18 protein-coding genes and 2 pseudogenes are annotated in these 20,838 nt (G+C 61.8%); 6 read left to right on the forward strand and 14 right to left on the reverse strand.

The window, feature by feature from the left end; translation table 11 throughout:
- Positions 1-129: 129 nt before the first annotated feature.
- From HMPREF0308_RS08015 to HMPREF0308_RS08025, 3 genes are all read right to left on the reverse strand, one after another.
- On the reverse strand, positions 130-1,419 hold the full coding sequence (locus tag HMPREF0308_RS08015; protein WP_034657272.1) for a PepSY-associated TM helix domain-containing protein: 1,290 nt from the start codon (positions 1,417-1,419) through the stop codon (positions 130-132).
- 249 nt (positions 1,420-1,668) lie between these two features.
- A complete protein-coding gene (locus HMPREF0308_RS08020) occupies positions 1,669-2,547 on the reverse strand; it encodes an alpha/beta hydrolase (protein WP_005530480.1) in 879 nt (292 codons plus the stop codon).
- A gap of 64 nt (positions 2,548-2,611) precedes the next feature.
- On the reverse strand, positions 2,612-4,552 hold the full coding sequence (locus tag HMPREF0308_RS08025) for a M13 family metallopeptidase (RefSeq protein ID WP_005530482.1): 1,941 nt from the start codon (positions 4,550-4,552) through the stop codon (positions 2,612-2,614).
- Positions 4,553-4,594: 42 nt separating this feature from the next.
- Between HMPREF0308_RS08025 and HMPREF0308_RS13020 the strand changes: the two genes are divergently transcribed.
- Positions 4,595-5,170 (forward strand): hypothetical protein, encoded by a 576-nt coding sequence (locus HMPREF0308_RS13020; protein ID WP_049062333.1) that lies wholly within the window; start codon positions 4,595-4,597, stop codon positions 5,168-5,170.
- Positions 5,167-6,096: a PrsW family intramembrane metalloprotease gene (locus HMPREF0308_RS08035; protein WP_005530486.1), complete on the forward strand. Its 930-nt coding sequence runs from the start codon at positions 5,167-5,169 to the stop codon at positions 6,094-6,096. Before HMPREF0308_RS13020 ends, HMPREF0308_RS08035 begins: the two co-directional genes overlap by 4 nt.
- Here the strand turns inward: HMPREF0308_RS08035 and HMPREF0308_RS13295 are convergent.
- The 8 genes and pseudogenes from HMPREF0308_RS13295 to betA form a co-directional block, all read right to left on the reverse strand.
- Positions 6,020-6,307: an MGMT family protein gene (locus HMPREF0308_RS13295; protein ID WP_005530489.1), complete on the reverse strand. Its 288-nt coding sequence runs from the start codon at positions 6,305-6,307 to the stop codon at positions 6,020-6,022. The two genes, HMPREF0308_RS08035 and HMPREF0308_RS13295, sit on opposite strands and share 77 nt — an antisense overlap.
- A complete protein-coding gene (locus tag HMPREF0308_RS08040) occupies positions 6,308-7,102 on the reverse strand; it encodes a VOC family protein (protein WP_034657274.1) in 795 nt (264 codons plus the stop codon). It lies immediately after the preceding gene.
- Entirely contained in the window at positions 7,102-7,389 is a 288-nt protein-coding gene (locus HMPREF0308_RS08045; RefSeq protein WP_005530492.1) for an RNA-binding S4 domain-containing protein, read from the reverse strand. The genes HMPREF0308_RS08040 and HMPREF0308_RS08045 overlap by 1 nt, the downstream gene beginning before the upstream one ends.
- 10 nt (positions 7,390-7,399) lie before the next feature.
- Complete coding sequence (locus HMPREF0308_RS08050; protein WP_034657275.1) at positions 7,400-8,347, reverse strand: CE1 family esterase; 948 nt, start codon at positions 8,345-8,347, stop codon at positions 7,400-7,402.
- Positions 8,347-8,676, reverse strand: coding sequence for a YbjQ family protein (locus HMPREF0308_RS08055; protein WP_005530494.1), 330 nt, complete (start codon positions 8,674-8,676; stop codon positions 8,347-8,349). The genes HMPREF0308_RS08050 and HMPREF0308_RS08055 overlap by 1 nt, the downstream gene beginning before the upstream one ends.
- Before the next feature lie 10 nt (positions 8,677-8,686).
- Positions 8,687-9,040: a DUF2218 domain-containing protein gene (locus HMPREF0308_RS08060; RefSeq protein WP_050765430.1), complete on the reverse strand. Its 354-nt coding sequence runs from the start codon at positions 9,038-9,040 to the stop codon at positions 8,687-8,689.
- Between the two features lie 25 nt (positions 9,041-9,065).
- Positions 9,066-9,707: pseudogene (locus HMPREF0308_RS08065) on the reverse strand (LysE family translocator); the annotation flags it as partial.
- 53 nt (positions 9,708-9,760) lie between these two features.
- Complete coding sequence (gene betA, locus HMPREF0308_RS08070; RefSeq protein ID WP_005530497.1) at positions 9,761-11,527, reverse strand: choline dehydrogenase; 1,767 nt, start codon at positions 11,525-11,527, stop codon at positions 9,761-9,763.
- A 381-nt stretch (positions 11,528-11,908) separates the two neighbouring features.
- On the opposite strand from betA, the gene betT reads away from it, so the two are divergent.
- The gene (betT, locus tag HMPREF0308_RS08075) at positions 11,909-14,176 is read left to right on the forward strand and encodes a choline BCCT transporter BetT (RefSeq protein ID WP_005530498.1); all 2,268 of its coding nucleotides are present in this window, start codon (positions 11,909-11,911) and stop codon (positions 14,174-14,176) included.
- Between the two features lie 58 nt (positions 14,177-14,234).
- Complete coding sequence (locus HMPREF0308_RS08080) at positions 14,235-15,812, forward strand: aldehyde dehydrogenase family protein (protein ID WP_034657276.1); 1,578 nt, start codon at positions 14,235-14,237, stop codon at positions 15,810-15,812.
- Here HMPREF0308_RS08080 and HMPREF0308_RS13300 read toward each other — a convergent pair.
- The 3 genes and pseudogenes from HMPREF0308_RS13300 to HMPREF0308_RS08095 all read right to left on the reverse strand — a co-directional run bounded on the left by HMPREF0308_RS13300 (position 15,813) and on the right by HMPREF0308_RS08095 (position 17,865).
- A pseudogene (locus HMPREF0308_RS13300) lies at positions 15,813-16,519 on the reverse strand (SDR family oxidoreductase). It abuts the gene before it with no gap.
- Positions 16,520-16,595: 76 nt separating this feature from the next.
- Entirely contained in the window at positions 16,596-17,141 is a 546-nt protein-coding gene (locus HMPREF0308_RS08090; RefSeq protein ID WP_005530502.1) for an NADPH-dependent FMN reductase, read from the reverse strand.
- Positions 17,142-17,181: 40 nt separating this feature from the next.
- A complete protein-coding gene (locus tag HMPREF0308_RS08095; RefSeq protein ID WP_005530504.1) occupies positions 17,182-17,865 on the reverse strand; it encodes an alpha-ketoglutarate-dependent dioxygenase AlkB family protein in 684 nt (227 codons plus the stop codon).
- A 50-nt stretch (positions 17,866-17,915) separates the two neighbouring features.
- Here HMPREF0308_RS08095 and HMPREF0308_RS08100 point away from each other — a divergent pair, with 50 nt between their 5' ends.
- Together HMPREF0308_RS08100 and hrpB are read left to right on the forward strand one after the other, a co-directional pair.
- On the forward strand, positions 17,916-18,560 hold the full coding sequence (locus HMPREF0308_RS08100; RefSeq protein ID WP_005530506.1) for a sugar O-acetyltransferase: 645 nt from the start codon (positions 17,916-17,918) through the stop codon (positions 18,558-18,560).
- Positions 18,561-20,837, forward strand: coding sequence for an ATP-dependent helicase HrpB (hrpB, locus tag HMPREF0308_RS08105; protein ID WP_005530507.1), 2,277 nt, complete (start codon positions 18,561-18,563; stop codon positions 20,835-20,837).
- Position 20,838 lies beyond the last annotated feature (1 nt).

Below are 20,838 nucleotides of genomic sequence, written 5' to 3' on the forward strand. Positions count from 1 at the left end.
TGGGTGCGAAAGCACCCAGCGCGTAATAGCACCCAGCGCGTAATAGTACCCAGCGGGTATTAGCACCCAGCGAGTACGAGAGAGGGAGGACCAGGTGGTCCTCCCTCTCCTTTCTTTATGGCAATCGTTCTAGACAGGTTGCTTGATGCTTTCCCCTTCTTGGGTTTCGCGTGGCTTGGCCTGTTTCGCCTTCTTAGCGCGCTGCACTGCCCAATCCACGAGGAAGAACAGCACCAGGGATGTGCCGAAGAGCGGAGCGATGATGGAATATAGCACCGCGCCCACGACCAGCGCTGGCGAGAGCTTCAGGTGCTGGAGCGCGCGCTTCGGGCGACTAAACCACATCCACAGGCCCATGACGCTGACCGCCAACAGGCCCAGCGCGAGAAGCGCGAGCGCAACCTGGTTGTAGATTCCGAACAAGGTGCCCATGTGCAGCTGGATGAGCCATGGGACCGCCTTGGCCATGAGCGGCCAGTCCTTAAAGTCCACGCGGTCCACCACTTCGCCAGTGTGCGGGTCGACAGCGATGGCATCGTAGCTCAGCTTGTAATCTTGGCGTGCCTCAGTGACGGTCCACGCCGGCTTCTCCGCGGAAGGCGGCGTCATGTCGAGAATTCCGGTCAACCCTGCCGAACGCGCGGCCGCCAACGCGTCTGCGGCGCCCATCACGTTCATGTCCCCCGTCATGTCCATATGGTGATGATGCTCGGCATGCGGGTCCGCGGCGGCGGTTGCTGCGGGCTTGGGCTGCATCCAGTCCATCTTCTCGCGCAGGGTAGAGATGTTTTCACCAGCAACCAAGGACCAGGTCAGGCCAGTGATGGTGAGGAACACGAAGCCGGGCAGCAGCCACGCGCCGATCTTGGAGTGCAGGGTGAGCATCTTGCCAGCTTTCCGACGCCGCTTGAACCACAGGTAGATGCCCATGATCGCCAGTGCGCCCAGCCATGAGGCGGCGAGCTCGGAGTAGATGCGGCCGGCGTCGCCAAGCCAGAGGCGGCGGTGCCCCTCGGAGAGCCAGCTGCGCAACGGCAACGCGCGGGAGGAGCCATACTGCACGAGGTCACCCTTGATTTCGAGCGTGGCGGGGTCCACGAACACTGCGTGGGCGTAGCTGGAGGATTTCAGTGCGTCATCCGCAAAGAGCACGCGGGTGGTTTTGCCCTCTTCAAAGGCTTGGACCTTGCTGACTTGGAGGTCTGGATGCACCTTCTGGGCTGCTGCGATCTGCTCGTCGAGGCTGTGTGCTTCACCGCTTCCTGACGCCACGATCTCATTCTTGTACACCACCGACTCGATGCTGGGGGCCAAGGCGTAGAAGAACCCGCTCAGCGCCGCAACGATGAGGAACGGCGCTATGAGGACACCGGCTGTCTTATGTAAGCGCGACATTGCGCCATGATTGGAAATACTCATGGGTGAATAGTCGCGACATTATTAGCAATAGTTCCCGATAAAGTTTTCTTGTGATCCTTTCGAATCACGGGAACTTTTGCCGGCAGTGGTCAGGTTGACCTCAATTCAGTTTGGTTTCCCTGGTTGGGTCCCCCTCTAATGGTCCCTTTACGAGTAGCGAAGCCATGCGGGATGCCCCATTGGGTAGCTTTACCCCCCAAGGGGATCCAACCAATGGGACCAAACCGCTAAACGCTAAAACCAGGCGGCCTAGACGGAGCGCAGGAAGTCCGCGGTGTCCATGATGCGCTGGCGGGCCACTGCTGGGGTGGAGATGCGGTGGGTCGAGACGTAGTCGGCGGTCTCAGCGCCAGGGATGGTGACTCGCTCGGCGATTTCGTCTTGCACCGCAGTCTGGACGAGTGTGCGCGGATACTCGGTGGGCAGCTCATAGCCGGCGCGGATCTCATCGGGCAAGTTTCCAAGTGCCGCGAAGTCGGGGAACGTGAGCAGCAGTGCATCGGCGGGCGCGAGTGCAGCCAAGGCGCCGCCCGAGGAGTAGCCCCACACGGTCACGGAAGCCGCACCTTGTTCGCGGGCATAAGCGATGGCCTTGTTGACGGATTCCACCATGTCAGCCACGGTGTGTTCAGGCGCGAGCGGGTAGTCCACGTCGATGATGGTGGTGCCCGACAACTGCGCTGCGGCGGCGACTTCGGGGCGCCACTGCATCTCCAGCGCGTTGCCGTCACCGCGCCACCAGCCGCCGGAGTGGAGGGAGACTGCCCACTTGCCATTCGGCGCAGTGGGCTCGAAGATGGCGCCGACCTCAGTGTCACGCTGAGTGATGCCGTCGGTGAACTTGGTGCCAGGCAGCGAGTGGTCCACTGCGGTGCCCAAGACCATCATGGAAGCCTGCGTGATGCGATCCGGCAGCAGTGCGCAGTAGCGATCCGCATCCGGCGAACCGCCACCAGCCCACGGCGGGCGGAAGTCCGGCAACGGGTAGTGGACCTGCAGGTAGGAATAGAGCTGGTCGAGCTGCTCTTCCTCGCTCAGCTGACGGTCTTGGCCGCCAATCTCCCAAGCTTGGTCCGATTGACCTGCTTGGTCGGCTTGGGTTTCCGGGTTCTCCTGCTTGTCAGTCATGAGACCGAGGTTACCGCTACCATGGCGGCCATGACGAAGGTAGTCATCCAAGAATGGGCACGCATCACCAGATTGTGACGCGGTCTTCCGGGACCAGGTAAAACGGCGAATCCGTGTCTACGTCAAAAGCCTCGTAGAACTCCGCAATGTTCGCTGCAATGAGGTTGCAGCGGAACTCTGCTGGGGAGTGTGGGTCGATGGCCAAATACTGCGTGGCCATCTCCGGGCGGATGGCCGTGCGCCACACGCGGGCCCAGGCCAGGAAGAGGCGCTGGAGCCCGGAGTACTCGGCGTCGTAAAGCGCAGGCTCCGCGTCCTCCACCTCGAAGGACGCAACCTGACCGTTGATGTCGAGGCCGTGGTCCGCGCAGTAATTCTTGTAAGCCACCACGGCGATGCCCAGTCCACCCAGGTCACCGATGTTCTCACCCAGAGTGAAGTTGCCGTTGACGCCTGCCACGCCCTCAACGCCTTCCAACACGGACGGGATACGGCCGTCGAACTGACCCACCAGCTTGGCGGTGAGCTGCTCAAATGCGGCGCGGTCCTCGTCGGTCCACCAGGAGTTGAGGTTGCCCTGGCCGTCGTACTGCGAGCCCTGGTCATCGAAGCCGTGGCCAATCTCGTGGCCGATGACTGCGCCGATTGCGCCGAAGTTCTCGGATACGTCGCCGCCCTCAGCGGAAGGGACAAAGAAAGGCGGGCGCAGGATGGCGGCCGGGAAGGTGATGTCGTTGACCACCGGGTTGTAGAAAGCGTTGACCGTCTGCGGGGTGGAGAACCACTCGTCGCGGTCCGCTGGCTTGCCAATCTTGCGCAGCTCGAAGTCGTGCGCCCACGCGTTGCCCGCGCGGACGTTGGCCACGAGGTCCTTGCCCTCAGAGCTGAAGCTCAGATCGGAGTAGTCACGCCACTTGTCTGGGTAACCAATCTTGGCCTTGAACTGGGAGAGCTTCTCCAAGGCACGCTCGCGGGTAGCGGGAGTCATCCACTCCAGCTGCGAGATGCGCTCGCGGTAAGCGGCCGTGAGGTAGTCCACCAAGGTGTCCATCTCCGCCTTGGAGGCTGGCGGGAAGTGCTGGTCCACAAAGACCTTGCCAATCTCCTGGCCCACCAGGGACTCCGCCAGGCCCACGGCGCGCTTCCAGCGGTCACGCTGAGTGGTAGCACCTGAAAGGCGAGTGCCGTAGAACTCGAAGTTCTTCTTGCCCACTTCTTCCGGCAGGTAAGGCGCGCGGGACAGCAGGATGTGCCAGGTGCCCCACAGCTGCCAGTCCGCCATGCGGTCTGCGGTGAAGAGCTCCTCGAAGTGCTCAAGGTAGGAAGGCATCATGTTGACCACGCGGCTCTCGGACAGGCCGCTGCCTGTGAGGATGGCGCGCACGAGCGCAGGCAGCTCGCTAAGTTCCATTGGGTTGTAGGTCTTCACGGCATCGCGGGTGGACACGACGTCCCAATGGCCCGCGGCCAGCTCGGTCTCTAGCGCCACGATGCGCTTTGCAGCCACCTCCGCGCCTAGACCAAAGAGGCGGGCCGGGTCGAGGAAACCCAACATCTGCGCCACGTGCTGCTCGTAGGCAGCCAGCGTCTCTGCGTGTGCCTCCTCGCGGTAATAAGCCTCGTCGGGCAGGCCCAGGCCAGACTGGATAATGTAGGCCACCGCTTCCTCGGAACCGGAGTCCTTTGCCACCCAGAAGGTCACGGGCGCACCGACACCTTCGCGCTCCAGCTCACCCAGGTGCTGTGCCAGCTCTCGCGGGTCGGCTGCGGTGAGGCGGTCGAGGTCGGCGTCGATAGGCGCCATGCCTGCACCATTTACGCCCTCGGTATCAAGATGCGATGCGTAGAGTGCGCCTGGGCGCCCCGTGTCATTTTTAACAATCTCGTGGACGAGTTCTTCCGCCTCGTCACGCAGGTTGTGGAAGGTGCCGTCAACGCCGCGGTCGTCGGGGATGACGTGGGAGTTCAGCCAAGGTCCATTGACAAATTGGTAGAGATCTTTCATGCCAGCCACTCTAGGCGAATCAATCCGGTTAAGGTGTGGACTATGCCAACTTATCGGTTCCCACCAGCACGACTCCGCGGATATTTTCTCGCGGTCGTTAGCTTCGTGCTGATAATGCTCGTCATCCCCACGCTTATCGCAGCAACGGTGACCCCGCCCGAGCCGAAGACCGAGGAGGTGGTGCTTGATTCTGCGGCAACAAGTTTCAGCGAGGATGAAAACTGGACCATTGAGGTCCCGGGTCTGCGTTGCACGCCTAATTCGGAGACCATGGCGAACCAGGCCTGGGACTGCGGTGCGACGCTCGTGCAGGTGGTCAGCACTGAGGGCCTCGACGGTGTCGACGAGGAGGTGGCGATGCGTCGCGCCGTCCGCGGCTATGCTTACGGCGAAGTTTCCACAGCAAAGATCCACAGGGAGGGCGACGCACTCGCGCTTTACGACGCCCCCGCCGACGCAATCGTCCTCTCCCGCAACGGGGAGGGCGACTTTACTGACTTTGACTACATCGTGGTGCTCACCGGCGGCGATTTCACCCACGCCGCGGAACTTATCTGGCAGGCCTTTGGACACCGCGAGCTGCCGGTGAAAGCGGAGACGGGAGTAGTGGCATCATGAGCAAACTCTTCCGCAACTCGCTGTGGGTACTACTGTCTCTGGGCATAGTGAGCATCATGGTTAACCTAATCAGCTACCTGCTGATTGCTCCTGCTTTGGTGGTACCCAGCGTGCTCATCGGCGGCGCCTACGTGGCCCTCGTCCTCTTTTTGCTTCGCCTAAGCCCCATGTTCCCGGCGCGCGGATGGGTCTGGGCGGCGCTCCTGTGGGGTGGCGGCACCGCGGTGGGCATGGTTTTGCTCTCCTCTACTCCGCTGATGACGCTGGCGTCATCCTTTGGGTGGCAGGCCGCCACGATGTCGTGGGCGGGTGCCTACCCGGAGGAGATTTCCAAGGCCGCCGGAGTCTTCTTCATTCTTTTGTCATTCCGGCAGATCAACCGGCCGTGGCACGGCTGGGTCGTGGGCGCCACAGTGGGCTTAGGCTTTGAGACCCTCGAGAACGTGTTGTACAGCGTCGTCGGCGGCACGATGCACCCGCTTTCTGACTGGACCGGAATGTTTCAGATGTGGGGCGTGCGCCTCATCGCGGGTCCGGCGCTGCACATCTTGTTCACCGCGCTGGCGGGTTGGGGAATAGGCTGGGCGCTGTTCAGCGCGAACAAGACAGTGTGGTGGCGCCTGGGCTCCATCTTTGGCTTCCTTTTGCTAGCCTTTGGCCTGCACTTTTGCTGGAACTACCTGCCGGAAAACACCACGCTGATACCGGTTCAATACGTGCTGGTGGGGCTGGTGCTCTACCCACTGAACATCTACCTGGTCTATCGCGGCAACAAGTTCGCGCGGGAGGACACCACTTACAGCGTGATGCATGCTGGCACCACAGCCAGCAAGAGGAAGAACCAAGCTCTCAACCGATCAGCCCTTCCAAGTCTCGGGCATCTAAACCATGGCGGCGCATGTTTACGCGGCCGTCTTTATGAGTAATTCCTTCGGCTTCCCAGCGTGGGATTGAGAGCTCAGGCGCGTGCGAGGTGCCGTCGGCGCGCACCACGCGCCACCACGGCACGGACTCGGCCTTCTTCATGACCCAGCCGACGTAGCGAGCACCCACGCCCGCTACCTTGCCCACTTCCCCGTAGGTAGAGACGTTGCCCGCGGGGATGCGCTTGACGACGTCAACTACCTGCTGCTTCATCTAAAGCTCGAGGTTGAGAACGTCGTCCGACTCGCGCGGCTCCTCCTCGGGAGCGTCCTCGACTTCGGCCAAGGTGACGGTAGCGCCGGTGGAATCGGCCAACAGGCACAGGCGGCCAAAGGGAGAATCCCACGGCTCGCGGATGACCTCGCCGCCTAGCTCCACGGCCTTGGCAGCAGCGGCCTCTAGGTCGCGCACGCCCAGGTAGGTCTGCCAGAAGCTTGGCACCTGCGGCGGGAACTGGCCTTCGGCGTTCCAGAAGCCGGCGAAAGGAGCGCCGTCTTCTTCCGCGGTGGCGTAGGAGTCGTTGCCGCGCACTTCCCAGTTGAACAGGTCGCCGTAGAAGTCGCGGACCTCAGCGAAGCTCGTAGTGGCGGTCAGCTCGTGCCACACCGGGGTTCCGGGCTCGCCGCCCGCGATGAATTGGTCTGCGCCAGCCGGTTGGATGAGGCCGAACATGCCACCGGCGACGTCGACAAGCAGCGCCATGTGGCCCAGCTGCACCTGCGTTGCCGGCACCAGCACGCGGCCGCCAAGCTGCTCGGCACGGGCGCAGTCGCCGTCGATGTCCTTGCTGAGGAAGTAGGTCACCCACGTATCCGGCATGGTGGCCTGCTCAGGCTGCGGAATGAAACCAGCAATCGGCAGGCCCTGGATACGGCCGATGCGGTATTCGGTCTCGGACTCGATCTCCCAGCCCAGCACCTGCTCGTAGAAGTTCACGGACTTGCGTGGCTCGGAGGTGGTCAGGTCGATCCAGTAGGGCATGCCTACTTCAGCTTCGAAAGCGGGCATTACATGTTCCTCCACTTCTCGGGATCGAAGTCGTCGTCTGCGGTGGCTTCGTCAAAGTAGTCATCATCATCGTCATCTGCGGCGGCCACGCGGGCAGAAGTGCCAGCGATGCTCACCTCGTCGCCGGGGTGCAGGGTGGCGCCGCGCTGGGTCACCACTTCCCCATTGACCTGGACCTCGCCTTGCGCGATGAGCTCTTTGGCTTCACCGCCGGTAGCCACGAGGGAGGCCAGCTTGATGAACTGGCCGAGCTTAATGGAATCGCCCTTGATTGAGACTTCTAGCATGCGGCATAGCTTACCGAGAAGGCACCCTGCCGGGATACTCGACCTTGAAAAAGTCCAGGATGGAGTTGGTTGCCCAGTCGTGCGGCACGAGTCCGCTGCGGTCGGTGACGCCGCCGTTCCAGGTGTGCGTGCCGCCCTTAATTTTGTAATTCACGGTGGGCATCGCGCAGGAACCCCACGTAAAGCGGGTGACGTCGTCCTGCTTATCCTCCGCAGGGAAGGGATCGCAGTGGTTGTGTTCGGCTACCTTGGCGTTGGAATCCTCGGCGCCCTTGTAGTGGCCGCCGTGCGCCTCGCCGCCGCGGTAGTTGATCACCACGTCCGCGGTGCCGTGTACCGCCAGGTAGGCAGTGGGATCGCCCTGGCAATCCTCGTCCACGCCCTCGTAGTTCGCCGCGGAGACCGTGGCGGCGCCGTCGAGGGAGCGGTTGCAGGCCAAGGCGCGCACGAAACCGCCGCCGTTGGAAAAGCCCGCGGCAAAGACGCGGCCATCGGTGTTGTAGTTCTGGTTTGCCCAGGCGAGCGCGGCGTCGACAAACGCAAGGTCCTCGTCCAAGGACGTCTGCGCATAAGGAGCGGGCGCCCAAGCCTGTGCCTTGCCTGCCGGGAACAGCGTGATGGCGTTGGCTTCGTAGAGCTCAGTGTCCTGGAAGATGGTGGACGGATCGCTGTTGTAGCCGTGGAAGACCATCACCACCGGCGCAGGTTTGGTCGGGTCGTAGTTGTCCGGCACGTGCGCCATGAAGGAGCGCCCCGTAGGCAGCTCGATGGTGCGGTAGTGGCCGGTTTCGGTGGATCCGCTGGCAGGCAGGGGCGCGCTTTCCGACGCCGTGACCATATGCGTCGGCACGCTATGCGGGCCGCTGCCCGGCTCATCCGTGGTGGAGCACCCGGTGGCAAAACCTATAGTGGCAGCCCCGGCAAGAATGCACAGGGCTGCCTTTAATGGGTGACGCACTATGAGATCGGGCGAATCTTGACTGCGGTGCCGGTGGCGGTGACCATAAGCATGTCGTTGGCCTGGCCCATAGGCGAGTAGTCAAAGCTGATGCCCACGACGGCGTCGGCGCCCAGCTCCTGGCCGCGGTTCCACAGCTCGTTAAGCGCTGCCTCGCGGGCCTTTACTGCCTCTTCCTCATAGCCGGCGGAGCGGCCGCCAGTGAAGCTGCGGAAGGAGGCACCCAAGTCCTTGAGGAAGTTAATACCGGTCACCGTCTCACCCGCAATGACGCGAATGTACTCGGTGATTTCGTGACCATCGACGTTGTTGGTGGTGGTGAAAATCATGAGCCCTAGACTACCTGCGTTCTGGGGGAAGATCAGCGACGCTGAAGTGTAAGCCCGGTGTCCCGTCGGCGCGGGTGAACTCGACCTGCAAGTCGTCCTTCTTACCAAAGGCCACGAGGTGGCGGGCCACAACGTGTTCGACGGACTCGATGCTTTCTGGGTCTGCCTCGACGTTGAGGAGGGGGATGTTGGGCTCAACAGAAAGGTCAAGGGTGCCGCGGGTGTTTTCGCGCTCGAAGACGCAGCGGCCGGTTTCGGTTTCTGGATCCCAGTGGGCGTCAATCTTGGCAGAGAAGTGCGATGCCAGCTGCTTGCCGTAGCGTGCCGGGCGATCGGTTGAAACGCGTGCGGTGGAATTGCTCATGCCGGACACTATACGCGATTTAGGATTACCTAAACAGAGCGAGAATTCCCTCATAAATCATCACGCAGCCCAAGGCGCCGAAGATGAGGCCCGAGCCGATATCGAGATGGGCCGAATACTTCGTGAGGAAACGCGCCGCCGCGCGGACGATGAGCGCAAAGGTAGAAAACCACGCAACGGAGACCACAGTCAGGATGATGGCGATGAACACGGTCCATTCAAGCCCCATGTCAGGGCGAATGAACTGGGCAAAGACGGCACCGAAGAAGACGAGCGCCTTCGGGTTGGAAAGGTTAGTGAGCAGGCCCAGCTTGTAGGCGCGGCCAGCGGTGATGTCCTCGACGTCGCCAGTGCTCACCGCCTGCTTGATGTGCTCCTCATCGAAGCTTCCCGCGCTTTGTGTCGCGCTTTCTGCGGCGTTTTCTGCCGCATTTTCCGCCGAGTCCTGTGAAGTACTGCGGGCAGAGTTAAGGGCAGAGCGCCGTTGCGTCAGGCCCGAGCGAATGGAGCCATAGGCCATCCAGAGAAGGAAGCCGCCGCCCACCAGCTGCAGCAAGCCGAGCAGACTAGGGCGAGCGGCGATAAGAGCAGATAGCCCTGCCAGGGAGGCGGTGAGCCAGACGACGATGCCGGTGCAGATGCCCAGCGCACACATGATTCCGGCACGCGTGGACCGCGGGGCAACGCGGCTAAAGTCATCCGGCCCTTCTCTTGGCTCTTCTAGTAGGCACCCTTAATGGCCTGCTTGTGATCGCGCACTGCCTCGCCCTCAGCGTACAGCGGCATATCCTCGCCAGCCTTGTACCACGTTACGTCGTTCAGCGGTGCCAAAGGCTTCTTTCCAGCAATCAGATCGGCGGCCTTCTCGCCCACCATCATTGTCGGCGAGTAGATGTTGCCGTTGGTCACGGACGGGAAGACGCCGGCATCGGCGATGTAGAGGCCCTCAATGCCCCAGACCTGCATGGTTTCTGGGTCCACAACCGCCATTGGGTCATCCTTGGAGCCCATCTTGGTGGTGCACGACGGGTGCAATGCGGTCTCACCGTCGTTGCGTACCCATTCGAGGATCTCCTCGTCGGTCTGCACGTCAGGGCCCGGGCTGAACTCGCGGGCGCCCACCTCAGCCATGGCTTCGGTGTCCAGCAGAGAACGCGCAACGCGCACTGCCTCGACCCACTCGCGGCGATCCTGGTCGGTCTTCAGGTAGTTGAAGAGGATCTCCGGCTTTTCGTGGATGTCTGCGCTCTTGATGCGGACGTGGCCCTTGGTATCGGAAAACATCGGGCCAACGTGCCACTGGAAACCGTGCTTGACGTCGGCCTTCTGGCCGTCGTAGCGCACTGCCATCGGCAGGAAGTGGAACATCAGGTTCGGGTATTCCTCGTTCTCGTTGGAACGAACGAATCCGCCGCCCTCGAAGTGGGAGGTCGCAACCGGGCCCTTCTTGGTGAGAATCCACTGCAGGCCCATGAATGGCCAGCGCCACTTGTCCAGGTAAGGCTGGGAGGAATCGGTGGACTTGGTGGTCTCATACTGGATGTAGACCTCGAGGTGATCCTGCAGGTTCTCGCCGACGCCTGGCAGGTGCTTGACGACGTCGATTCCGTGCTTGCGCAGCAACTCCTCGTCACCGACACCAGAGACCTGCAGCAGCTGCGGGGTGTTGATGGCGCCAGCGGAAAGAACGATCTTGTCAGCGAATACGCGGTGGACGCCGCCCTTCCACTCGTATTCCACGCCGATGGCCTTCTGGCCTTCAAAGAGGACCTTGGTGGTAAACGCGCGGGTACGCACCTCGAGGTTCTCGCGGTCCAGGTTCGGGTGCAGGTAAGCGCGCGCTGCGGACCAGCGCTTGCCGTGCTTGATGTTGCGGTCGAAAGGCGCGAAGCCTTCCTGGCGGTAACCGTTGACGTCGTTGGTCAGGTTGTAGCCGGCTTCCTGGACGGACTTAAACAGAGCCTGGAACAGCGGGCTGGTGGCGGGGCCGCGGGAGAGGTACAGCGGGCCGTCATGGCCGCGGCGCGGATCGTTGTCCTCGGCTGCGGCGGCGTTCTCCATGCGGTTGAAGTAAGGCAGGCAGTGGGCAAAGTCCCAGTTCTCCATGCCGGGGTTCTTGGCCCACTTCTCATAATCCATCGGGTTGCCGCGCTGGTAGATCATGCCGTTGACGGAAGAGGAGCCGCCGAGCAGCTTGCCGCGCGCGTGGTAGATGCGGCGGTTATTCATCTCTGGCTCCGGCTCGGATTCGTACTGCCAGTCGTAGTTCTTTGCGCCAATGGGGAATGAGAATGCGGAAGGCATGTGGACGAATAGGTCCCACAACGAATCGTTTCGGCCTGCTTCGAGAACCAGCACACGGGTGCCGGGGTCCTCACTTAGGCGAGCGGCGATGACAGAGCCTGCGGAACCGCCGCCTACGACGACAACGTCCGAGACCTCATCGGTGACCTTCTTCGATACCTTCTTGAGATTCTTCTTTCCCATGCAACGCTCCTTTTCCGTGCTTTCTGGCTTTCTTGGTCTTTCAGCGATCTTGCTTGACACTTTGTGACCGAATTCATACGGTCACACTCTCCTACGGAGTAAAGCTTTTTGAATTTTATGCATACGAACGAAATGTTATGCGTCGGGCCAAAATGGCCACCCAAACCACTGTACACGTCTTTGTGAATGTTTGCGCAGTATGGGGTATATTTGGGTTGTTCCGCCCTCAAGTCACGGGCGAAACAATGCAATCAAATCGCGCATAGAAAACGAGGGAGTAATTCACATCACACACCCCTCTTCGCCCCAGTGAGACTGAATTTTATTCACGTCTTAATGTCGGAATTTTCATCCATAAACGACTGCAACGAGGAGTAGTAAATGGCAAACTTTGACCCCCACGACCCGGAGGCGTCCCCGACGCCCCGCCGGTCCCCCCAGACAGGTGGGTCGGAGGCCGCCGCGTCACCGTTAAAAACAACAGAAACCAAGAGACCTCGCCGCCCCCTGAAGAAGTCGAACTATCAGGTCCGCGCACTCGTCGGCAGCTTCAAGGCAGAAACCGGCCCGGAAGTCGGCTCTGGTGAAGTTCCGGTGCCAAAGCCCAACTGGCCAGTGTTCATCATTTCCAGTGCGCTCATCATCGCCATGGCTCTCTACGCAGGGCTTGGCCGCGAGTCCGCAGCAAACACCTTGGCCAACGTCACCGCATGGATCGGTACCAACTTGGGCTGGTTCTACGTCCTGACGGCCACCATCGCCGTGGTCTTTGTCCTCTATATTGCGTTCTCCAACGTGGGCGATATCCGCTTGGGACCTGACCATTCGCGCCCGAAGTTCAACACCTTCTCGTGGGCATCGATGCTCTTCGCCGCAGGTATCGGCGTGGACCTCATGTTCTTCGCCGTGGCTGAGCCGGTGACCATGTACGTGGCCCCACCCGTCGGCGAAGGCGAGACCATGGAGGCCGCCAAAGAGGCCGTGGTGTGGGCGATGTTCCACTACGGCATTACCGGCTGGGCACTATATGCCCTGATGGGCATGGCCTTTGGCTACTTTGCCTATCGCCTCAACATGCCGCTGGCTATTCGCTCAGCACTCTACCCGCTCATCGGCAAACGTGTGCACGGCCCGGTTGGTGACGCCGTCGATATCGCCGCGATGCTGGGCACCGTCTTTGGTGTCACGGCGTCGCTTGGCATCGGCGTCGTACAGCTGTCCTATGGTTTCCACCTCATCTTCGGATTCGAGCAAGGCCTGGGCCTGCAGTCAGCACTCATCATTATCGCCGTTGTCATCGCCACGCTGTCTGCTGTTTCCGGCGTGGACAAGGGCATTCGCTTCCTCTCGGAGCTCAACGTCTACCTGGCCATCGCGCTCATGATTTACATCGTGGTCTTCGGCAAGACCGCGTACCTCTTCGACGCGATTACCACCAACGTGGGCGACTACATCTCGAAGTTCCCTTCGTGGACCATGGAGACTTTCGCTTTTGCTGACGACCAAGCCTCCACCGGCGAATGGATGCAGGCATGGACCTTGTTCTTCTGGGCATGGTGGATTGCCTGGGCCACCTTCGTGGGCCTGTTCCTGGCCCGCATCTCCCGCGGCCGCACCCTGCGCCAGTTCATCTTCGGCGTGCTCACTTTCCCGTTCCTGTTCATCCTCATGTGGATGTCTTTCTTCGGCAACACCGCGCTCGACATGGTGCGTTCTGGCGAATACCCCGACTTTGCGGAAGCCGCCGTTAATACCCCTGAGCAGGGCTTCTACGACATGCTTGCGGAGTTCCCAGCATCCGGAGTCGTAATCTTCCTGACCACCTTCATCGGTCTTCTGCTCTACATCACCTCAGCTGACTCCGGTGCGCTGGTGATGTCGAACTTCACCTCGAAGATTACGGATAGCCGCCAGGATGGCCCGCGCTGGATGCGCATCTTCTGGTCCGTCACCGTGGGTGCTCTGACACTGGCCCTGCTGCAGATTGACGGCATTGCCACCGTCCAATCCGCCACCGTGGTCATGGGCCTGCCCTTCGCAGTAGTCATCTACCTCGTGATGTTCTCCCTGTGGAAGTCCTTGCGCCTGGAAAGCGTCCAGCGTGAGGCTCGCCAGACCGCGCTGCATGGCGCAATCTCGGGCCGCACCGAACTGGCACCAGAAAACGGTGACCGCTGGAAGAGCCGTCTAGACCGCGTCAACTCCTACCCCACCAAGCAGGAAATGGATTCCTACCTGCGTGAGACCGCTACCTTCGCCCTCGAGAAGGTTGCCGTGCAGATGCGTGCACGCGGGTACGACGCAGTCCTCCTCACCAGTGAGCTTCCCGACGTCGAGCTGCCGCAGCTGGACTTGCAGGTCACCCTTGAGCACGAACGAAAGTTCCGCTACCAGCTCTTCCCAATCACCGCTGAAAGCCCTGACTTCACCCCAGGCGATGACGACGAGTACTACCGCCTTGAGGTCTACGACCTCACCGGTTCCCTGGGCTACGACGTCTACGGCTACTCGGAGAACCAGCTCATCAACAACGTGCTGGATCTCTATGAACGCCACCTAGCGTTCCTGTACATGCAGCAGACCCAGCCGGGCGACTCTGACGTCTCCGATGGTGCTGAACCCGAGCCCACATGGCAGGAAGACAGCTAAGCTGGCGGACCCCGTTCATTTATAGAACTCAAATTCATCTTTAGAAAGGTTGCTTTTCTTGAGCACTCAGAACACTTTGTTCGACCCAACCACTACCGAGTACCTCAAAGGCGTCCATACGGGCGATGGCCCGAAGTCTCTGTTTATCAATGGCCAGTGGGAGGCGGCCGCCGACGCTGCCACACGCACCATCATCTGCCCAGCCGACGGCAGCACGGTCGGTGTGGTCTCCGAGGCTTCAGATGCAGACACCATCCGCGCCATTGAGGCCGCACGCGCCGCCTTTGAGTCGGGTGTGTGGAGTAATACCCCAGCTATTGAGCGCGGCAAGCTGCTGATGAGGGTCGCCGACTTCATCCGTGAGAACAAGGAGCTTTTTGCTTCCGCTGAGTCCGCCGATACAGGCAAGCGTTACGAGGAGTCCCTCGGCGACATGGACGATATTTCCAACGCCTTCGATTACTTCGGCACCCTGGCCTCGCACGAGGCCGGCCGCGTGGTGGATCCGGGCGACCAGAACCTGCGTTCCCGTATCGATGCGGAACCAGTCGGCGTGTGTGGCCTCATCACTCCGTGGAACTACCCACTCCTACAGGTCTCTTGGAAGGTTGCCCCGGCTCTTGCGGCAGGCAACTCCTTCGTGCTCAAGCAGGCTGAGCTCACCCCGCACACCGCAATGCTGCTGATGGTTGGCCTGAAGCAGGCAGGGCTTCCCGACGGCGTAGGCAACCTGATCACCGGCGCTGGCGCTAACTGCGGAAACCCACTGTCCCAGCACCCTGAGGTAGACATGGTCTCCTTCACCGGCGGCCTGGCCACCGGCAAGATCATCGCCAAGAACGCTGCGGAGACCGTCAAGCGCACCGCACTGGAGCTCGGCGGCAAGAACCCGAACGTCATCTTCGCCGATGCCGACTTCGACGTCGCCGTGGACAACGCCCTCAACGGCGCATTCTTCCACTCGGGGCAGGTCTGCTCTGCGGGCTCGCGCATCATCGTGGAAGAGTCCCTGCACGACAAGTTCATCGAGGCCCTGGTCAAGCGCACCAACAACATCAAGATTGGTGGCCCGACCGACTCCAAGGCAGAAACCGGCCCGCTGATCTCTGAGGAGCACCGTGAGAAGGTCGCTGCTTACGTGGATAAAGCACGCGAGCAAGGTGCCAAGATTCTGACTGGCGGCCGCGCTGCTACCAGCGAGGACACCACTGGCCAGCACGGCACTGGTGAGACCGACCTGGGCAAGGGCGTCTACTACCTGCCCACGATCATCGATGGCGCCACCAAGGAGATGGACTGCGTCCACGACGAGGCCTTCGGCCCAGTGGTAACGGTGGAGACCTTCACCACTGAGGAAGAAGCCATCGCTACCGCGAACGACACCGAGTACGGCCTGGCAGGCGCCGTATTTACTAGCGATGCCGGCAAGGCTGAGCGCATGGCCCGCGCAATGCGCCACGGCACCATCTGGATCAACGACTTCCACCCCTACCTTCCGCAGGCAGAGTGGGGCGGATACAAGCAGTCCGGCAACGGCCGCGAGCTTGGCCCAACCGGCCTTGCCGAATATCAGGAGCACAAGCACGTGTACCAGAACCTGGCACCGGCGGCGTGGGACCAGTTTGGTCTGCAGTAACTAACTCTGCGTGCGCGGCTTAATGGTCATCGTGTCAATGTTGACGTGCGCTGGCAGCGATGCCACCCAGCGCACGGCCTCCGCGATATCCTCGGCCACGAGGTTAAGCTCGCCGGCGTAGACCGCGGCGGCGCGCTCAGCGTCGCCGCTGAAACGATTGAGCGAGAACTCCTCAGTGGCCACGCGGCCAGGATCAAGCTCGGTGACGCGGACATTGTGGTTCTCAATGCGCAGCACGCGGGAGATAACGCGCACGCCATGCTTGGCGGAGTTATAGCCGGAGCCCTCTCGTATGGTGCCCAGCCAGCAATGGAGCCCATGTTGATGATGAGCCCGGAGTCGGAGGCCTCCAGCTTGGGCATCAACGCCTGAATCATGCGCACCGTGCCAAGCACGTTAACGTCATACATCCACTGCCAGTCTTCGATCTTTGTCTCTACCAGTGGCTCCAAGCCCTTGGCGCCGCCCGCGTTGTTGACCAACAGGTCCACGCGGTCCAAGTGGGAGACAAACTCCGCGACGGACTCATCATTGGTTACGTCCAGCGGATAAGCTTCAGCCCCGATTTCTGAAGCAAGCTCTTCGAGGCGTTCCACGCGGCGCGCGCCGATGACTACATGCCAGCCATCGGCAGCGAGCGCTCTTGCCGACGCCGCGCCAATACCCGAAGAAGCACCAGTTACAACAGCAATCTTTTGTTCCGTCATATCCCCCGATGCTAAACCACCCAATTGCACACGCCCAGCAGGGCTAGCCACAAAACAGTGGAGGCCTCAAGGAAACTTAAGCCTTGACGGCATCCTCGATCTCGCCCAAGAGGTTGTCAACGAGGCCGTTCTTGAAGTCAGCCGGTGCGAATGCGCCATCGTTCATGTCGGTGATGAGGGAGACCTCAATCTGGGTGCGCAGCTGCTCCATGGAGAAGTTAGCCACTGCCAGGCGCCATGCCTCAACAGCACGGACGCCGCCGGAGAAGCCGTAGCCCACGAACGCGATTGCCTTGCCAACCCACTCGGAGCCGAGGGAGTCGAAAGCGTTCTTAAACGGGCCCGGTACGGAGTGGTTGTACTCCGGGGTGACGAAGATGAAGCCGTCGCATGCGTCGATGGCGTCGGACCAAGCCTGGACGTTAGCGTCGTCGTAGTTCTTGTTCGCGGCCATCGGAACCACGGAGGTGGTCAGGATTGGAACGTTGAAAGCCTTGAGGTCAACTACCTCGTACTCAACGCCGGTATTGCGGCCCTTTGCCAGGTCAGCAACCCAGTTAGCGATTGCTTCGCCTGCGCGATCGTCGCGGGTGGAACCAAGAACGATGCCAATCTTTGCCATGTGGAGAATCCCCTTCTCAAAAGTTGTTGATTAGTCAACATTAAAGTGTAGCACGGGCGTCAATTTGGCGAATGGTGATGTTGATTCGCCCCTCCTTCAACCCACATCCTTCCGGCAGCGTTGCGTCGTTGACCCGCACAACCCCGTGGTAGGCAAGTCGCTTCGGGCCGCCGAATACAATTAAATCCCCGGAGCTGAGCGTCACGTCATCCCACGGCTTATTGCGATTTTCCGTATTGCCCATGCGAAACAGCGCCTCATCCCCGATGGATAAGGAGATGACCGGCGCAAGGGACTCCTCAAAGTCATCGACATGCATGCCCATCCCTGAGCCCGGCGGATAATAGTTCACCAAGGCCATCTCCGGATAGAAGGTCTCCACCCACGGTTCCAGCTCCGGGGAGACCTCTGCCGCCGCGCGCAGTGCTGGGCGCGCTATCTCCTGGAGGGAAACGAGCATCGGCGGCACCCGAGTCCCCTCAATGTTGCCCACGTAACGGTAGGTTTCGTAATGCCAGTACCTGCCCAGATGCAGCTGGTGCACGCTCATCTTTCCGGATTTTAGTTGTGGCTGATACATCGCCATGGGAGTGCCAGCGTAGCGCCGTGCCACCTCACGGGTTTCCTCGACGAGGGCACGTTGCTTAGCGACGTCCACCCATCCAGGCACGTGCGCTACCCCAGGGGCAATGCGGGTGGCGGGCCGAGAGACATCGAAAAGCATGAGCCCAAGGCTACATGTCGCATGCATTCTCGTGACTAGACTTGGGCCCCATGAACAGCCCCAAGAACTTAGAGCAATACGGCACCTGGGAGAAGATGTCTGGTGGGCAGTGGCACCTGCCAGGTCAGACGGAGGAAGTGCGCACTCAGCACGCGCGGACGTTCCGTTTGATCAAGCAGTTCAACGACTTGGGCAATACCGACCCAGACAAGGCGGAAGAGATCCTGCGCGAGCTGCTCCCCGATGAATCACACGTTCCCGGCTGGTTCGGTCCGGCGCACGTGGAATTCGGTTCTAACCTCATCGTGGGCGAACACGTTTTTATTAACTTCAATGCCACCATCTTGGCGCAGGCCAAGGTCACGCTCGCCGATCACGTGATGATTGGGCCAAACTGCTCCCTTATCACTGTGGGCCATCCGGTCAACGATCACGAGATGCGCGAGGGCGGCTGGGAGATCGCCAAGCCCATCACCGTGGGTCGCAACACCTGGTTCGGCGCCAACGTCACGGTCATGCCCGGCGTGACCATTGGCGAGGACTGCGTCATCGGCGCAAACACCTTGGTCACCCGTGACATTCCGGATAAGTCGCTCGTACTCGGCTCCCCGGGCCGCGTGGTGCGCAAGCTTGACGGCGAGAATCTGGAGCGCCAGGACCTGGAAGGCCCAGTAGAGGGCTTCGGGCTGCTCTAAATGTTTGATCTCGCACGCATCGGCGCTGGCCTGCCCGTCGCCGAGACCATCGGCACGCTGCCTTCTTCCGGCAACGTCGTGGTCCAGGCGCCGCCAGGCACCGGTAAGACCACGCTCGTACCGCCGGCGCTCGCGAACCAAGCTGCGGAACAAGACACGAGCGGGAAGATCCTGGTCACCGCACCTCGCCGCGTGGCCGTGCGCGCTGCCGCGAACCGGCTGCAGCACCTGTCCGGCCAACAAATTGGTTACGCCGTGCGCGGCGATTCCCGCCACGGCCGCGACGTCGAGTTCGTCACCCCAGGCGTGCTGCTGCGCCGCCTGCTGCGCGACCCCGAGCTCAGCGGTGTTTCCGCCGTAGCCATCGACGAGGTCCATGAACGTCAATGCGACACCGACCTCGTCCTTGGCATGTGCCTGGAACTGGCGCAGCTACGCGACGACTTCCGCGTCATCGCGATGTCCGCCACCGTCGACGCCCAGCGCTTCTCCGAACTCATGGACGCCCCGGTTCACGTCACTGAGGCAGTGACGTACCCGCTCGACATCCGCTACTCCCCGGCCGCGGGCCGCGCTGCCGGCGAGCGGGATTTCTACGCCCACGTTGCCCGCCAAGCCACGGGCCATTCCGGTTCTGTGCTGGTCTTCGTGCCCGGTGTACGCGAGGTTAACCTCGTGTGCGAGCAACTGCCCGGCGCGTATCCGCTGCACGGACAACAGACCACGGCTGAGCAGGACGCCGCCCTGTACACCGACGCCGACCGTATCGTGGTGGCCACCTCCATCGCGGAGTCCTCGCTGACGGTCCCGGGCGTGCGCACCGTGGTCGATGCCGGGCTCTCGCGTACCCCGCGCCGCGATGCCCAGCGCGGCATGTCTGGCTTGGTCACGGTTTCTACCTCGAAGTCGAGCGCCGATCAGCGCGCCGGTCGCGCCGGGCGTGAGGCCCCTGGCACCGTGATTCGCTGCTACTCGCAGGACGATTACCAGCACTTCTCCCCGCACATCACTCCGGAGATCCTCAGCGCCGATCTCACTCAGGCGGCGCTGTTCCTGGAGTGCTGGGGCGCGGGTGAGGACTTTCCGCTCCTTGATCAGCCACCAGCCCGCGCGCTTGCCGACGCCCACCGAACACTGCGCTCGATCGGTGCCACCGGGGACGTCGCCAAGCAGCTCGCTCTTCTGCCCACCGACCCGCGCCTTGGCGCCGCGTTGCTCAAGTACGGCGCCGGCGCTGCGCATACCGTCGCCGCGCTCAGCGATTCCCCGCGTGGGGACATCACGCGCATCACTCCTCCCAAACGCGAGGTCGAGCGCCTAGCGCGCCTCGTGCCCGACAAAGGTCCAGCCGATCCTGGCGCGGTCGTGGCCGCGGCCTTCCCGGAGCGCGTCGCGCGCCGCGCCACCTCCGCGAAGGAAGCAGAGTACCTCCTGGCCAGCGGTACTCGTGCGCGCATGCTCGAGGACAACGGGGCTGCGTGGCTGGCCGTGGCGGACGTGTCCTTGTCCAATGCCGGCAACGCCATCATCCGCGCTGCCGCTCGAATCGATGAGCAAGCTGCGCTCTGTGCCATCGGTACTACCGAGGAGATCACGGCGACGCTCGAAGGCGGCAAGGTGCGCGGGCGCAAGGTCCTGCGCGCCGGGGCAATCGAGCTCAGCTCCACCCCGGTCAAAGTCACGGGCGCTGCGGCCGAGGAAGCTCTTGCTGCCGGCATCCGCGATCACGGTCTTGCCATGTTCTCCTTCAGTGAGAAAGCGCAGAACCTGCGCGAACGCTTGGCGCACCTGCACGCGCACTACGGCGCCCCTTGGCCGGACGTCGACAATGCAGAGCCCGCCGAGTGGCTGGGCCCCGAGCTACACGACGTCGCGGCGGGCAAACCTGCCACCAAGGTCGACATGTATCCAGCACTCCAGCGCCTTCTCCCCTGGCCGGAAGCCACGCGCCTGGATGAGCTGGCACCTGAACGCCTGCCCGTGCCCTCGGGGCGCGACGCGAAAATCGACTGGTCCGGGGATCGCCCCACGGTGAGCATCAAGTTGCAGGAATGCTTTGGGCTGGCGGAGTCCCCGGTCTATTGCGGGCAGCGTGTGCAGTTCCACCTGCTTTCCCCAGCGGGCCGCCCACTAGCCGTAACTGATGACTTGGCGAGCTTCTGGGCAGGGCCTTACCAGGGCGTTCGCGCCGACATGCGAGGGCGCTATCCCAAGCATCCCTGGCCTGAAGACCCGTGGACAGCACCTGCTACCGCACGGACGAAAAACCGGATGTGAT

The sequence above is a fragment of the Corynebacterium striatum ATCC 6940 genome (assembly GCF_000159135.1).
Taxonomy (GTDB): domain Bacteria; phylum Actinomycetota; class Actinomycetes; order Mycobacteriales; family Mycobacteriaceae; genus Corynebacterium; species Corynebacterium striatum.